The 15,295-nt window shown below is 39.2% G+C and carries 18 protein-coding genes; 13 read left to right on the forward strand and 5 right to left on the reverse strand.

What is annotated here, in order from left to right; translation table 11 throughout:
• Nucleotides 1-31 precede the first annotated feature (31 nt).
• Complete coding sequence (locus TH67_RS00635; RefSeq protein WP_072593910.1) at nucleotides 32-979, reverse strand: formate dehydrogenase subunit gamma; 948 nt, start codon at nucleotides 977-979, stop codon at nucleotides 32-34.
• A 290-nt stretch (nucleotides 980-1,269) separates the two neighbouring features.
• Here TH67_RS00635 and TH67_RS10500 point away from each other — a divergent pair, with 290 nt between their 5' ends.
• Both TH67_RS10500 and TH67_RS10505 read left to right on the forward strand, forming a co-directional pair.
• Nucleotides 1,270-1,401: a hypothetical protein gene (locus tag TH67_RS10500; protein WP_257637998.1), complete on the forward strand. Its 132-nt coding sequence runs from the start codon at nucleotides 1,270-1,272 to the stop codon at nucleotides 1,399-1,401.
• A 138-nt stretch (nucleotides 1,402-1,539) separates the two neighbouring features.
• Nucleotides 1,540-1,683, forward strand: coding sequence for a hypothetical protein (locus TH67_RS10505; protein ID WP_257637999.1), 144 nt, complete (start codon nucleotides 1,540-1,542; stop codon nucleotides 1,681-1,683).
• 77 nt (nucleotides 1,684-1,760) lie between these two features.
• Here TH67_RS10505 and nspC read toward each other — a convergent pair whose 3' ends face one another.
• Nucleotides 1,761-2,900, reverse strand: coding sequence for a carboxynorspermidine decarboxylase (gene nspC, locus TH67_RS00640; RefSeq protein WP_072593911.1), 1,140 nt, complete (start codon nucleotides 2,898-2,900; stop codon nucleotides 1,761-1,763).
• A gap of 83 nt (nucleotides 2,901-2,983) precedes the next feature.
• On the opposite strand from nspC, the gene TH67_RS00645 reads away from it, so the two are divergent.
• From TH67_RS00645 to TH67_RS00685, 10 genes are all read left to right on the forward strand, one after another.
• Complete coding sequence (locus TH67_RS00645) at nucleotides 2,984-3,205, forward strand: MoaD/ThiS family protein (protein WP_072593912.1); 222 nt, start codon at nucleotides 2,984-2,986, stop codon at nucleotides 3,203-3,205.
• Between the two features lies 1 nt (nucleotide 3,206).
• Entirely contained in the window at nucleotides 3,207-3,641 is a 435-nt protein-coding gene (locus TH67_RS00650; protein WP_072593913.1) for a molybdopterin synthase catalytic subunit, read from the forward strand.
• Nucleotides 3,642-3,652: 11 nt separating this feature from the next.
• Nucleotides 3,653-4,114 (forward strand): molybdate transport repressor, encoded by a 462-nt coding sequence (locus TH67_RS00655; protein WP_072593914.1) that lies wholly within the window; start codon nucleotides 3,653-3,655, stop codon nucleotides 4,112-4,114.
• Between the two features lie 239 nt (nucleotides 4,115-4,353).
• Entirely contained in the window at nucleotides 4,354-4,845 is a 492-nt protein-coding gene (locus TH67_RS10510; RefSeq protein ID WP_257638000.1) for a hypothetical protein, read from the forward strand.
• Nucleotides 4,802-6,208 (forward strand): TonB-dependent receptor domain-containing protein, encoded by a 1,407-nt coding sequence (locus TH67_RS00660; RefSeq protein WP_257638001.1) that lies wholly within the window; start codon nucleotides 4,802-4,804, stop codon nucleotides 6,206-6,208. Before TH67_RS10510 ends, TH67_RS00660 begins: the two co-directional genes overlap by 44 nt.
• A gap of 11 nt (nucleotides 6,209-6,219) precedes the next feature.
• A complete protein-coding gene (locus tag TH67_RS00665) occupies nucleotides 6,220-7,185 on the forward strand; it encodes an ABC transporter substrate-binding protein (protein ID WP_072593915.1) in 966 nt (321 codons plus the stop codon).
• Entirely contained in the window at nucleotides 7,182-7,979 is a 798-nt protein-coding gene (locus TH67_RS00670) for an ABC transporter permease (RefSeq protein WP_054196111.1), read from the forward strand. The genes TH67_RS00665 and TH67_RS00670 overlap by 4 nt, the downstream gene beginning before the upstream one ends.
• Nucleotides 7,979-8,668: an ABC transporter ATP-binding protein gene (locus tag TH67_RS00675; protein ID WP_072593916.1), complete on the forward strand. Its 690-nt coding sequence runs from the start codon at nucleotides 7,979-7,981 to the stop codon at nucleotides 8,666-8,668. Before TH67_RS00670 ends, TH67_RS00675 begins: the two co-directional genes overlap by 1 nt.
• Nucleotides 8,661-9,767, forward strand: coding sequence for an NnrS family protein (locus TH67_RS00680; protein ID WP_072593917.1), 1,107 nt, complete (start codon nucleotides 8,661-8,663; stop codon nucleotides 9,765-9,767). The genes TH67_RS00675 and TH67_RS00680 overlap by 8 nt, the downstream gene beginning before the upstream one ends.
• Before the next feature lie 111 nt (nucleotides 9,768-9,878).
• Nucleotides 9,879-10,424, forward strand: a complete 546-nt coding sequence (locus tag TH67_RS00685) for a hypothetical protein (protein ID WP_072593918.1) — start codon at nucleotides 9,879-9,881, stop codon at nucleotides 10,422-10,424.
• Between the two features lie 462 nt (nucleotides 10,425-10,886).
• Here the strand turns inward: TH67_RS00685 and TH67_RS00695 are convergent, their stop codons facing one another.
• Entirely contained in the window at nucleotides 10,887-12,068 is a 1,182-nt protein-coding gene (locus TH67_RS00695) for a multidrug effflux MFS transporter (RefSeq protein WP_072593919.1), read from the reverse strand.
• A gap of 545 nt (nucleotides 12,069-12,613) precedes the next feature.
• Nucleotides 12,614-13,825: a saccharopine dehydrogenase family protein gene (locus TH67_RS00700; protein WP_072593920.1), complete on the reverse strand. Its 1,212-nt coding sequence runs from the start codon at nucleotides 13,823-13,825 to the stop codon at nucleotides 12,614-12,616.
• 94 nt (nucleotides 13,826-13,919) lie between these two features.
• Between TH67_RS00700 and TH67_RS00705 the strand changes: the two genes are divergently transcribed.
• On the forward strand, nucleotides 13,920-14,642 hold the full coding sequence (locus tag TH67_RS00705; RefSeq protein WP_072593921.1) for a tetratricopeptide repeat protein: 723 nt from the start codon (nucleotides 13,920-13,922) through the stop codon (nucleotides 14,640-14,642).
• Here TH67_RS00705 and TH67_RS00710 read toward each other — a convergent pair.
• On the reverse strand, nucleotides 14,635-15,276 hold the full coding sequence (locus TH67_RS00710; protein ID WP_072593922.1) for a non-canonical purine NTP pyrophosphatase: 642 nt from the start codon (nucleotides 15,274-15,276) through the stop codon (nucleotides 14,635-14,637). The genes TH67_RS00705 and TH67_RS00710 overlap by 8 nt on opposite strands.
• Between the last annotated feature and the right edge of the window lie 19 nt (nucleotides 15,277-15,295).

Consider the following 15,295-nt stretch of genomic DNA (forward strand, 5'->3'; position numbering starts at 1 on the left):
TCGCTTACTAGCAAGGTCAAAGTAAAGTTAATTATTTTAAATTTGTATAAGACTTTTCATAATCAGATACTGGAATTTTATTCTCTCTAACGAGCTCTTGATACCAGTAGTGATGAAGAACATAAACTTCTTCTTCCTCTTTATATCCAGTAATCATCGACCAAATAGCACCATGAATAGCAATAGCTGCCATATAAATATGAACTAAGAAAAATACTGCACATGCGATGCCAAGACAGTTATGGATAATTACGCTGTATCTTAAAAGATCAATTTGTGTAAGACCAAACCAAGAAGCAACCGCTGGCTCTTTGAAGTCCGTAAAATACATAATCGCGCCAGTAATTATCATAACGATACCACCAGGGATAGCGATCCAGTACCATGCTTTTTGACCAGCATTAAATTTACCAGCTGGAACAGGTCTCTTTTTCTTTGATAAATAGCCACCAACTATCATCATCCATCTGATATCATAAATTGCAGGAAGCATTCTTTTTGTCCAGGTAAATAACATAGGAAGCACAGAAATAGCAAAGACCACAGTTGCTGTATCGTGCAAGTATCTACAGAAACGCACAAATGTTCCACCGCCAAGCTCTGCACCCCACATAATGATGATACCAGTTGGCACTAAAATGATCCATGAGATCGCTGCCAAACCATGAGCTATACGTATGATCAATGAAAAAGCAAACACCTTTTTACCATCATGACTAAAATGTTTTGGTCCAATGATTAAAAAGTGTAATGCAAATGCTCCAATAACAGCCAAAATGATAGAAAGTGCTGCTATTGCAAAATAATCATTACCTTGGATAAAAGTAAATATCGGCCCCAAACCTTGTTCGTATGGCTTGATATTTTCTATCCTTTCAGCCGCCCAAATGGCACTATTATATTGATTGACGCCAGTTGGTCCTTGAGTTGCCATTGCTGTTACAAAGAATGTAAAAAGCAGAGTAAGAATTCTCGTCATTGTAGTCCTTTATGAGTTTGAGCTTAAACAATTTAAGTATTGGTTAAATACGTTAAATCGCATAGCTACGCTATTTTGGTCGCTATTATATCAGAGCTAATCACAAGCAAACCTTAGCAAAAAAGATTACTAAAAATTTTATAAAAAATATTTAAGCTTTGTTAATTTTTATAAGAATATTAAATCTAAATTCCTCCTATTTTATAGTTAAAAATTATTTCAGATTTTGCTTTTAAAATTTAAACGAGAACACCAATAATTTTAAAAATTTCTATCCAAAAGGCAGAGAAATGAACCTCTTTTATCTTTTTAATGATTATGAGGCGCTTGATCTAATGGCAACGAGTTTATATCGTATCTTAAAAAGTATATTCTGGCTTCAAATTTTTGCCTTAGTCTTTGCACTGGCTCAGCTTTACTAGTTCGCGCTGGAGTGCCTGACGGACTAAAAGCTACATCAAACAAAAGATCATTTGAGCGGGTAAAAAGTTGCGGCAAGGCTGTAGTGACAATTGCACGCCACCTAGGTAAAAGATGATAAATTTTACACAGCTTCAGGCGTGGCTACTGGCATGGATATGGCTCTTGACTTCATAAGTGATCATTTCGCTAAAGAATTAGCCCAAAAGATCGCAAACGAGACTGAATACAGCTGGCAAAAGAGTGCAAAGATAGATAAACTTGCCAAAATTTATGGGTATTAATCTATAAAATTTTATAGACATACATATAAATGAACTTTTAGCATTTAGCAGCCAAAAGCTAACCGCAATACTAGTGATTAGTTTCTGCGTTTATACTCTTCATATCCGAATTCGCGGATCATTTTAATCTCGCCATTTTCTTTTAAAAGCACTAAATCAGGCAGTTTAATGCCGTTAAATGTCGTATTTTTTACGATGGTGTAGTGAATTTGATCTTCAAAGATGATGCGGTCGCCGATTTTTAGTTCACTATCAAATTTATACTCCGCGTCGCCCGCTTCAAGCCCTACTATATCACCTGCTAAGCAGGTATTGCCGCCAAATCTATAAGCAAATTTGCCGTTTTCACTCTCGCCTCTAACGGCTGGGCGGTAAGGCATGAGCACGGTATCTGGCATGTGCGCCTCAGCTGAGGTGTCAAGGATGGCGATATCTTTCTCGTTGTGCACGATGTCAAGCACGCTGCTTATCAAAAAGCCAGTCTGCCAGCCCACAGCCTCGCCAGGCTCCAGATAGACCTCTACGCCGTACTTTTCGCGAAAGCGCCTAATTATCTTTATAAGCAGCTCCACGTCGTAATCAGCCCTCGTGATGTGGTGGCCGCCACCCATATTTATCCACTTCATCTTTGGTATAAACTCGCCAAATTTCTCTTCAAATGCCTCCAGTACAATCTGCAAGCTGCTTGCACTCTCCTCGCAAAGTGCGTGAAAATGAAGCCCACTAATGCCATTAAGAAGCTCGGGCTTAAAATTTGCCCTTGTAATGCCAAGCCTGCTAAATTTACCGCATGGATTGTAGCTGTCAGTTGGGGCTAGTGAGACCTCTGGATTGACTCTTAGGCCGCAGATAATGCCGTTTTGCAGGGCAATACCCTTGAATTTTTGCCACTGCGCAAAAGAGTTAAATGTAATGTGCTTTGAAATTTTTAAAATTTCATCAAAATCCTCGTCCTTAAAGGCTGGACTATAAGTATGAATCTCGCCTTTTACGTATTCGTTTGCAAATTTTGCCTCATGAAGCCCGCTGCAAGTCGCTCCGTCAAGATAAGAGCCCACCATATCCATCACTCCGCTAAATGCAAAGCCCTTAAGTGCTACTAAAATTTTGGCTCCACTTTGTTCTTTGACATATTTTAAAAGCTCCAAATTTTTACGTACTTTTGCCTCTTCGCAGACATAGGCTGGGGTTTTTATATTTTTAAAAATTTCGTTCATTTTTTCTCGCTTTTTAAATTTTCAAATAAGTATATCTAAATTTATTTTTAAGTAAAATCAGCAAAAATTTCAAAGGATAAAATGTGATAGAAATCGAATTTCTTGGGCCTATCGGACTCGAGAATATAAAAATAGAAGCAAAAAATTTAGGCGAAGTAAAAGCGGCTTTAAGCGATAAAGAGGAGCTAAAAAAATGGCTAAATATCTGTGCGGTTGCCGTAAATGACGAGATCGTAAGCGATATAAATTTCGCTCTTAAATCAGGCGATAAAATTTCTATATTACCGCCAGTTTGTGGGGGCTAAGATGCAAATTTATAATGGAAGTTTGGATGTTCAAAGCATCACAAACGAGTGGTATGAACGCTTTAAGGATAAAAACTGCGGTGCGCTCATCACTTTTGTTGGAATCGTAAGAGAAGAAGGTGGTATTTCGGCGCTTAGCTTTGATATCTATGAGCCAATACTTAAAAAATGGCTAGATGCTTGGCAGGAGCGAGCCAAAAAAGAAAATGCCTACGTACTCTTTGCTCACTCAAAAGGCGATGTGGCCGTGCATACGAGCTCTTATGTTGCAGGCGTTGTGAGCCCTCAAAGAAAGGTCGCGCTAAGGCTCATAAACGAATTTGTCGAGGACTTTAAGGCAAATGCGCCGATCTGGAAATATGACGTGATAAATGGCGAGAGAATTTATGCAAAAGAGCGCAGCCAAGCGATAAATGGTGCTGGAATTTTAGCTTAAAAGGAAAAATGATGATAACAAAAGAGAGTAAAAAAGATGTTTTTTGGGCGCTAACATTTGGGCTTGGACTTTTTGCCTTTAGCATCATTGGCTACCTTTATCTAGCTCTTGGCGCAGCGTCTCTCTTTGGCATCATCATTGGCGCTCTCTCAGCGTTCTTTTGTATCAGAAAAATTTTACAAAATAACTTTTTACGTATTGAAGATGATGGATTTATCATCACTAAAGGCTCAAAAAGCATAAAATTTTACTTTAAGGATATCGACGAGATCGCCATTAAGGGCTTTGGTAATAAGAAAAAAGTTGAAACTTTGAGTGTAAAATTTAAGAAAAACCGTCTTGATAGAGATGCTTGCTTTGGATTAGTGCAACCACTAGGTGATGATTTGATCATCATTTTTGATAAATATGAACTCTCAAAATTTACCATTTCAAAAGAGCTAAGAGATAGGCTTAATAATTTTAGAGCCTAATTAAATCAACCTATGATTTAAAATTTTATATAACAATTATCAAAATTTTATACATTTTTCACATTAAATTTACTCCGTTTAGCTACTCTTACAAAAATAAAATTAAGCATTTTATCTACACTAAGTTCGTAAATATGGATTAAAAATTTAAAGGATGACTTACATCAACTTTTATAAAGGGTTTTGCTACTACAATTCTGATAAAAGAAATCATAATTATATCTTTAAAAGGAGTTTACATGAGGCCCATTTTAAGCCTAGCAGTTCTTTCATCACTGCTTCTAGCAAATGAAGCAAATTTAGACATTATAAAGCCTATTAGAGAATTTGCTCCGCCGCCAGTCATCACGCCAAACGTTGCACAAAGCGCCTTTGTGGAAAATCAATTTGACCGCACTCAAAGAAGCGAATATCCATTTGTTACAAATTTGCTTGATAACTCAACTGATATATTTCATATCTCAGCTGGAATGTATGGTAAAAGCTTTTACAACTCATCGCTTTTTAAATATCGCGGCGCAAATTTTTATACCATTTTAAATGCAAATTTCACCAAAGCAAATAATTATAAAGATGGAAGTGGCAAAAGATGGGACTATGGCTACAATAGGCAAGGCCAAAGCGCTATCTTAGGCTTCGTGCCAAATGATCTTAGTGAGCTTAGACTTACGTTTTTAAGGGATAATATTGATAAAGATAAGCAGGCCAGAACATGCGATGGATGCTTTTAAAACGACAAGAAAAGTTGGCAAACTAAATATTCGCTTAGGCGAAGAAGATCTTTCAAATACGTTAAATTTTGAACTTATCCTAAAAAAGGTTGAGCGAAAAGCTGATAATTTTCATCTAAGAGATGCCACTCCAAATGTGAAAGTGGATTTAAAAAGGAATATATTTGAGGCAAATTTAAAGTATGATGTTGATTTTTCAAGCTTTCACAATCAAATAGGCGCTGGCTTTGAAAAAGATAAACATGACGGCAAAAGATACATGAAGCAAGGCAACAACTGGGTCTTTAACGGATACAGATTTGCTGATGTTAGAAATGATAAATTTATGCTCTTTGACACACTTGCTTATAAATTTAATGAAGCAAATGAAGCTTCTCTTGCCTTAAAATATGAAGAGCAAAGAAGTAAATTAAATGGCATCGACACTAAATTTTTTGTGCCAAATCCGATCGCACCTAATACCACTCGCAAATTAGTTCGTCAAATTTACGGTGAGGACGTAAGTGACAAGATCAAAAAAGACGCTTTTAGCGCAAGTTTAAAATATAAATTTACACCAAACGACAAGGATAGCTACTTTGCAAAACTTGAAAGCTTATCTCGCTTGCCAAGCAATATGGAGCGTTTTAACGCACTTTATGGCGCAGGCGATAACGGCTGGATAGCAGATCCAAATTTAGAGCCAGAAAGACACAATAGAGCGGTTCTTGGCTTTAAATTTGGTAGCCAGTTTTACAAAGAATACCTAAACTCTTTGCAAAACAAAGATGCTTTTAGCTTTGGAGGACATTTCATCGCTGATAGCGTTAAAAATTTGATTATTTTTGATAGACGTCACTCAAAAGCTGCCATGCCACTAAATAAAAATGCTGTCATCTCAAGAAACGTTGATGCAACGCTTTATAGTGTAAATTTCAATACAGAATATAGCTTTGCAAGGCACTTTGGCTTAAAAAGCTCACTTTACTACAACTACGGACAAAACAAAACCGACGGCAGGCCGCTTTATCAAATAAGGCCTTTTGAGGCAAATTTCGCATTTGACTACAAAGACTATGCAAGCTTTGGTAGCTATAATCTTGGCACTGCACTAAGGCTAGTTTCAAAGCAAACTAGAGGCGATTTTAGCAAGCAAAATGGCCTAGGTATCGACAAAAAAGAGGCCGCAAAAGGATTTGGTTTGCTTGATCTTTATGGTGGCGTAGAGTTTAAAAATAAAGTTGGCATAAGATTTGGTGTAGCAAATTTATTTGACAAAGATTATGCAGAATTTATTAGTGGTGATCACGTAGCAGCACTTGATCCAGTAGTCGTTCATGCCCCTGGCAGGACATTTTTCATTAGCTTTCACAGCAGTTTTTAAAGGAGAAAAAGATGTTAGATAGAAGAAAATTTTTAGGACTTAGCACAGCTTTAGGCGTTAGCGCATTTGCGCCAAATTTATTTGCAAAAGAGAGCTTTACTATGTGGGGCGCACCAGCGATCCCAAGCGTTATCATGGCGGTTGCTGCATTGCAAGGCGAGTTAAATAAAACTTATGATGTAAGTCTAAATATCTGGAAAACACCAGATCAGCTTCGTGCAGGCGTGGCTAGTGGAGATATTAAAGTCACGATGTCACCATCAAATGTCGCTGCAAATTTAAGAAATCAAGGGCTTGATTTTGCGATGTTAAATTTACTAACTCTTGGCGTAATGAACGCTATGGTCAAGGATGAAAAGATCAAAAATTTAGAAGATTTTGTAGGCAAAAAGCTAGTCATGCCATTTCGAGGCGACATGCCTGATCTTGTTTTAAGAGCGCTTTGCAAGAAGAGAGGCATAGACGTTAGCAAGATAGACATCACCTATACAGCAACGCCGCCTGAGGCTTTGCTTTTATTTTTACAAAAAGATTTTGACATTTTAATAGTTCCACAACCTCTTGGTGAAGCGACTATTTTGCGCGGTAAAAAAGCAGGCGTTAGCGTGCATTACTCAGTTGATTTTCCAAAAATTTGGGGCGAGAGCTTTGGCACAAAGCCAATAATCCCAATGGCTGGCATTATCGTAGAAAGAGGCTTTTATGAGAAAAACTTAAGTCTATTTGACACGCTTCATAGCGATCTTAAAAATGCACTTTCATGGATACTTGAAAACAAGCAAAGCGCAGCAAAGATAGGTTCAAGCTACTTGCCAGCTCCAGAAGTAGCACTTGCAAATGCTTTTGATAAGGCAAATCTAACAGTAACAAAAGCAAATGAACTGCAAAATGAGATCATGACATTTTTTGAAGAAATTTATCAGTTTAATCCAAAATTTCTAGGCGGCAAGATGCCAGATAAAGGTCTATTTTTATGATACTAATTGATGGCATCAAAAAAGATCGCTCAAGCTTTTTAAAAATAATTGACTATTTTTGGGGCGGATTTAGCGGATTTGCCGTAGTTTTTTTGATCTTAGCCATTTGGCAAGTGGGAAGCGAGTTTAGCTCCCCACTCCTACTTCCGCCACCAAAAGATGTATTTTTAAAAGCCTGTGAAATTTTAAAAGATTACAAAAACAGCGAGATAAATATAACGCTTTGCAGATCACTGATCGGAGTTTGCTCGGCAACATTTTTTGGTATATTTCTAGGGCTAATAGCAGGTAGTTTTAAAAGTTTTGCGGCCTTTTTAAAGCCTGTTATAACCTTGCTTTTGTCAATGCCACCAATTATTTGGATAGTGCTTGCTATTTTTTGGTTTGGATTTGGAAATTTTAGCACCGTTTTTACTATCTTTATAACCGTTTTACCGCTTACTTTTGCAAGCTCAGCAGTTGCTATGAGTAGCGTAGATGAGGAGCTAAAAGAGATGTTTGACGCTTATAATCTAGGAATTTTAAAAAAGATAAGACACCTTTATATCCCACATCTTACGAGCTACATAATAAGCTCTATTAGCGTAGCTGTCGCAATGGGTGTAAAGATAGTCATAATGGCTGAGCTACTAGGTGCAAATAACGGCATGGGAGCAAAGATAGCAAATGCAAGGGCAATGCTTGAAACAACCGAGGTAATGGCATATGTTCTTTTAAGCATCACTCTTATCATGCTCTTTGAATACCTCATCATCGAGCCACTAAAAATAGCTTTGATGCCTTGGAGAAGATGATGCTTGAGCTTAAAAATGTAGAGTATGAAATTTTAAGAGATAAGGTCGTAAGGAATTTTAGCCTAAATGTAAAAGGTGGCGAGGTAGTGACGCTTTTTGGGCCATCTGGATGTGGCAAAACGACGATACTTCGGCTTATTAGCGGACTAAATGAGCCTAGAAAAGGAAAAATTTTTAATAGCTTTAAAAAGACTACATATTTTTTTCAAGAAAATCGCCTACTTACATGGAAAAATGCTCTTGAAAATGTGCTTTTGGTTATGGATAAACCAGATGTTAACGCTGTTTTAGAGCTTTTTAAAAAGGTTGGATTAAACCAAAAGGACACTTTAAAATACCCAAGCGAACTAAGCGGCGGTATGAGGCAAAGGGTTGCTTTCGTAAGAGCGGTCGTGACAAAACCTGATCTACTTTTGATGGATGAGCCTTTTTCTGGACTTGATTATGATATGAAAGAAATTTTAATTGAAATTATTGGACAAAGAGTAAGTGAAGGTATGAGCGTAGTTCTCGTCACACACGATAGAATGGAAGCTGTAAAGATGTCAAATAGAATTTATTTCCTATCAAGTAAAGGTGCGGTCATACAAAAAAAGCTTATTTTAGATGAGGCTTTTAAAAACCGTGATTTTGCATTTATTAGCAAAACAATAGATGAAAATTTTAAAGGGCAAATTTATTATGATTAATAACTTTTTTACTCATCCTATGAGGATATTTTTCTTAATGAGTGCCGCCTGTGCGGTGCTTGGTGCTAGTGTGTTTTTTACTCCAACTGATTTTGTGAGTTTGCATAAATTTATATTTTTGCAACTTTTTTTAGCGCTTGCTTATGCTGGATTTTTGCTAACTGGACTAACTGATTGGACAAATTTTCAAGCATCTTTAAAAATACACGCCTATATATTATTTTCACTCTTTTTCATAAGCTTTATCTTAGCATTTTTTAGCCTATTTTTAGCACACTACTTTATCGCTCTTTTTTGGCTTTACTTGGTTTTGCTTTGCCTTTATATGATCTGGCGAGATAAAAATGATGATCAATTTGGCGTACTTGGCTTTTTGTTTGGCATTTTAAGCTTTGAAATTTATTATCTAATAAGTGGCAATGAAAAATTTCTAAATTTACAAGTTTTTATCCACGTGATCGCTATCTTACTCATCTCTTACCGCGTTAGTGTCGTACTTGGGAAAGAAGCACTAAAAAGAGAAAAAGGCATGGATGAAGCTGTTTTTGTGCCAAATTTTATCTATAAAAATATCGCTATCTGCTGCGTTTGTGCTTTTTTGCTTTTAAATATATTTTTTGAAGCAAGCTTAGGTGTCTATTATGCTGCGATAGCTTGCGGAAGTGCGGTACTTGCAAAGCTTAAAGAGTGGCACTATAAAGAGCTTTTTAGGCATAGCTTTGTGCTTTTATACTATTTTATGCAACTATTTTTAGCGATTGGGTTTTTAGGTATCGGCTTTAGCGGTATTTTTGGGCTCCATCTTGAAACAAATTTTATGCATCTAATAGCGATAAATGCGGTAATTTTTAGCGTGATACTTATATTTAATGTCGCAGGACTTCGTCACAGCGGACAAGAGCTTGAGTTTTTACGCCTTAGTAAGGTTGCTTTTATTTTAGTTCTTTTAGCTGGCGTTAGTAGAGGTATTTTTGCTTATTTTTGGAGTGGATTTTATATTCATTTACCAGCAACACTCATAGCAATCGCTTTTGTTTTTTGGCTCATAAATTTTTATGCAATCTTTAGGGATAACGATTTTAGCGATGATCCAGAGTAAGAAGATATTAAAAATTTATTCATTAATTAAAAAGAGTTTTTAAGTCTTTTTTGAAGTAAGTGGATATATAATTTGCGATATTTATTATCAATATTATAAAAAGGATTCTTTATGAATAAACTTACTTCTGTTGCTTTAGCAGCTTCATTTTTTACAGTTTCAGCTCTTGCATTTAGCGTAGAAGGTGAACCAAAGGTAACATTTACTGGCTACAAGCTAGCAAATAAAACAGCCGTACTAGGTACTTTTAAAACAATAAATTTTAAAAGTCAAGAAAATGCAAATTTTGCTGATTTTTTAAAGAGCTTTGAATTTAAGCTTGAGCCAAAAGATATCGATACAAAGTTACCTGATCGCGATAAAAGGATTGGCATTATTTTCGATGGCAAGGCAGTAGATGGCAAGATCGTAGCCGTAAATGGCGATGATAAAGCCGGAGAAATGGATGTTGAGCTTAGCATAAATGGCAATTCAAAAATTTTTAAAACAAAATATGAAGTGCAAAATGGCAAGCTAATGGTAAAATTTTCAGTTGATCTTGTAAATGATTTGAAGTTAAATGAGAGCTTTGATAAATTTGCTGCTGCTGCCAAACCATTTCATGGCGGAAAAAGCTATCCAGATGTAGATGTTAGCTTTGAAGCAGTGATAAAATAACTTTCAAATTCGGCGCCAGTAAGTTAGCTTGCGCCGAAGTACCTCTTTATCCTAGTTTCTTATTCTGTGATACCGAAAAATCGAAGATGACGGATTTTTCATACAAAAGGGCGGCAAGAATGCGAAATTTTATTTTAAATATATAGACGAGGCATCCCCGAGATAGACGCCAAACGCAGAATTAGTGTTTTTAATATAAAATTTAAAAAAGGTGGGCTAGCATACGACCTCATGCAGCCTACCGGCGATGATAATGCCGTGATATACGACAAATACGAGCTATCCAAGCACGAAGTTTTTAAAATTTAAAGCAGAAATTTGAGGCGCTAAGCGCGCAAAAAAGCGAAAATAAGAAAAAGTAAAATTTGTCTCGACCCGCCAGCGTTAAATTTGATTTTTGGCTTTGGCGACCGAAATTTTACGAATTTGACCAAAATTTGAGTCAAATTCGCAAGGCTAAATTTATTTATTAAAATACGCCGCGAGCGCGCTTAGCCAAACAAACAGAGCTATGATCCAAGACATCACTCGCGGCGTACCTGCAGAAAACGCCGCAAGCATCGCACAAAAAACGGTAAAAAGTAAAAGGATGCCGCTGCCGTATTGCAGCGAGCCGATGAGCGCAGCGGCCGAGCCCTTCATCTCCTGCGGCACGCTATCAAGAGCGGCGGCATTGGAGCAAGAAGCTATAATGCCGTTCATGCTAAAAACGAAAAACATCGGGATTATCACGCCAAGAACTCCGCCCGTTTTGAAAAACGCAAACGCAAACAGCACGCCGGCAGCAAGCGTGGCAACGAGAGTGGAGACTATGAGCAAGTGATTTAGCGCATAGCGCTTTACCAGCTTTTTATTTACGAAACTTAGCGCCATGACGCCCACGATGTTTATGCCGAATAAAAATCCGTAGTATTTGCTAGGAATGCCGAAATAATCGATATATACAAACGATGAGCCTGTGATAAAGGCATAGACGGCTACGTAGAAAAACGTCACGCTAAGAGTGTATCGCATAAATTTAGCGTCTTGCAATAATATTAGATAGTTTCTAAAAGACGATACGATGGGCTTTGTGGAGCGCTTTTGCGGCGGCAAGGTCTCTGGCAGAGAAAAAATCATCGCAAACATAACCGCGCTAGCTAGCGCCATCAGCCAAAATATCCCGTGCCAAGAGCCAAACTCCAGTATCGCGCCGCCCAATAATGGACCCACTATCGGCGCTATCGCCATGATGATAACTAGTGTAGAGAGCATCTGTGCGGCCTGCGAGCTACCGAAAAGATCGCTAATCATCGCCCTGCTTAGCATCGGTCCTACGCACGCGCCCACGGCCTGAAACACGCGCCAGAACACTACGCTAGCCATATTGTCCGACATCGCGCATCCTACTGATCCGATCGCAAAGAGCGCCATACCGATGAAAAGCGGGATTTTACGCCCGGTCCTATCGCTGATATGCCCCCAAACGAGCTGCATGGTAGCAAAGCCGATCAAAAAGCCCGTTACCGTAAGCTCCGCATCGCCATGCAACTGTCGCTCCATCGTAGGCATAGCGGGCAGATATACGTCCGTAGATAGCGACGTACATGCCATGAGCGCGCTTAGTACGACTAAAAAAGATAGTGAAGTTTTTGAGGAGTTCAAATTTTTCCTTTTGTTATTATTTGAGTGGACGCAGGGTTTGCGCGACTGGAGATTGGAAGCTTTAAATTTACTCAAATTTGCATTGATAAGATCTGCGCGATTATAGCTAAATTTAAACGCTTTTCGGTGCGGAAGCTTAAATTAAATTGATGTAAAATTTGAATGCAAGCGGTGCAAAATTTAAACTAGAAATTTAAATGCAGTAGAGCAAAGTGCGGTATTTTTTGCCTTAATCAAGACGGATTTAAATTTTATGACGGAAGCGTATATGAAATACGTGACCGAGTAAAATTTAAATGCAAGATTATAAGGCGAAGTATCGTGAGATGATTTTAAATGTTTTCTACGTCGCTATGCTCGTAGCTAAATAGAAGAAGTAAATTTCGTCCCGAGATTAAATTTAATAAAAATCAGGCGCAGTATTTTTCGCTTAGACGAGGCGGTTTTAAATTTTGTGACGGGAGTTACCGAGTGGGTAATGACCGAGCAAAATTTAAAACCAACGAAGTATAAGTAGAAAAAGACAAGCCTAATAAGTCTAAATTTTAAACTTCATACCTCTCGCCCGGTTTCATCTCTATCATCTCCCACGGCAAGCCCTGCTTATTTAGCTCGTCCATGAAAGGCTTGGCGTTGAAATTTTCCATGTTAAAGACGCCTTTTCCGCTCCAAATGCCCTTTGCGACCATCATCGAGCCGATCATCGCAGGCACGCCCGTCGTGTAGCTCACCGCCTGCGCGCCCGTCTCGGCGTAGCAAGCCTCGTGGTCGCAGACGTTATAGATATAGACTTGGCGCTCTTTGCTGTCTTTGAGTCCGCGGATCACGCAGCCGATGTTGGTTTTGCCTTTCGTGCGAGGACCGAGGCTTGCAGGGTCAGGTAGCAAGGTCTTTAGAAACTGTATCGGCACGATTTTCACGCCGTTATGCTCGACCTCGTCGATGCGCAGCATGCCGACGTTTTCTAGGCATTTCATGTGGGTTAGGTAGCTCTGTCCGAATGTCATGAAAAAGCGGATTCTCTTCAGCCCTTTGATGTTTTTAACAAGGCTTTCGAGCTCCTCGTGATAGAGCAGGTAGCTATCTTTGACGCCTACTTTCGGATAGTCCCATTTGAACATTATCTCCATCGGCTCGGTCTCTTTCCACTCGCCGCGCTCCCAGTAGCGGCCCTTTGCGCTTACTTCGCGCAGGTTGATTTCAGGGTTAAAATTCGTCGCAAACGGATATCCGTGATCGCCTGCGTTGCAGTCTAGGATGTCGATCTCGCCGATCTCGTCAAAGAGATTTTGCTGCGCGTAGGCGCAAAATACGTTCGTCACTCCCGGATCAAAGCCAGAGCCGAGAAGCGCCATGGTGTCCGCCTTTTTAAAGTCCTCGTCCTTCGCCCACTGCAGCTTGTATTCAAATTTGGCGGTGTCCGGGTGCTCGTAGTTTGCGGTGTCGATGTATGGGATGCCGGCGCGAGAGCACGCGTCCATGAGGGTTAGGTCCTGATACGGCAGCGCGACGTTTAAAAGCAAATCGGCGCCCGTTTTTTTGATGAGCGCGACTACGGCATCGGTGTCGTCCGCGTCGATCTGGGCGGTGTCGATAGCGACGCCCAAGCGGTCTTTGATAAATTTAGCGATCGCGTCGCACTTGCTTTTGGTACGGCTAGCAAGCGTGATCTTGCTAAAAACGTCCGAGTTCATCGCGCATTTTACGGTCGCGACTTGGCTCACGCCACCTGCTCCGATGATTAAGATATTTGACATTTTTGGCTCCTTAAAATTTTAGTGATTTTAGCAAAGTTAATATAAATTTCTCGCTTTAAAAGGTAAAATAAGGCAAAAATTTAAAGGTAAAAAGATGAAGAAAATTTTGCCATTTTTAGCGCTTATTTGCCTCTTTGCAAGTAGCTGTGACGAGCTAATACAAGAGAGTGCGAGGGAGTTTTATAAAAGCGATAGAAATTTGGAGAGAGCCATAAATTTAGCCGAGCAAGCGACTGATGTCTGCTTAAAAGAGGGCAACACCAAGCAGGCGATCACTTCGCTCATAAATAGCGCTAGCATTTGCATGGTAAATAAAGAGCCACAAAAGGCGTTAGAGCTCTCAAAAAGAGCCCTAGAGCTTGCGGCAAACGTTAGCGACAAGCTGCTACTAGCTCGCTCTTATCATAGCCTAGGTGCGGCACAAAAGGCGCTAGGCAGATACGACGAAGCACTTGCTAATTTTCAAGAAGCTCTAAAAATTTATGACAACGCGCCAAATTCCCCAATGAACGACGAACTCATCTGTATAAAAGGTATCGCTAGCGCCTACTACCTAAAAAACGACTTTGACAAAGCCCACGAAAACCACCTTTTAGCGCTAAATTTACTTGATATCACGCCGGAGTTAAGCGGCAACGAGCTTGTGCGATCAGAGCTTTTAGTAGAGCTTGCTAACGACCTAGCAAAGCTTAATCAAAAGGACGAAGCTACCCAAAACTACAAAAAAGTGCTTGAAATTTTAAATGGAAAAGAGCAAAATCCTCGCGCACGGGATCTTTTAGAGAGAGCTAACAAAGGGCTAAATGGGCTTAACTAAAGTTTTTCTTTAGACTTTTTAGCACGAAATTTGCAAGCTCAAGTCCCTTTGAGCGGTGAGAAATTTCAAGCTTTGTCTCATTATCTAGCTCGCCAAGTGTCTTGTTAAAGCCATCTGGGATAAAGAGCGCGTCATAGCCAAAGCCGTTTGTGCCACGCTCCTCATCAATCGCCCTTCCATACATAAAGCCATGCGTCGTGTAATCACCAAATTTCGAGCTAATAGCGATACAGGCGGTGTAATGAGCTGGTGAGCTCTTTAAATTTAGTGCCTTTAGCTTGCTAATTAACTTTGCTCTATTGTTTGCGTCATTTGCGTTTTTGCCGCATACTTTGCCATTTTCATCAAGGTCAAAATAGCGAGCTGAATAAATCCCCGGCTCACCGCCAATTGCATCCACGCTAATGCCGCTATCATCGCTAAGAGCGATAAATTCGTTATCAAGCCCCTGCTCTTTAAGCTTTGCAAAAACGGCTCTTGACTTTATGAGCGCATTTTGCTGAAAGCTGCTGCCATCTTCAACGATCTCAAATGGCTTTATAACCTCGCTTAGAGCGTAAATTTCATAGCCCTTTAAAAACTCTTTTATCTCTTTTACTTTGTCTAAATTTGATGTCGCAAGCACGATCTTCATTGCAAGAGCTCCTTGATTT

The sequence above is a fragment of the Campylobacter concisus genome, assembly GCF_001891085.1.
Lineage (GTDB): Bacteria > Campylobacterota > Campylobacteria > Campylobacterales > Campylobacteraceae > Campylobacter_A > Campylobacter_A concisus_O.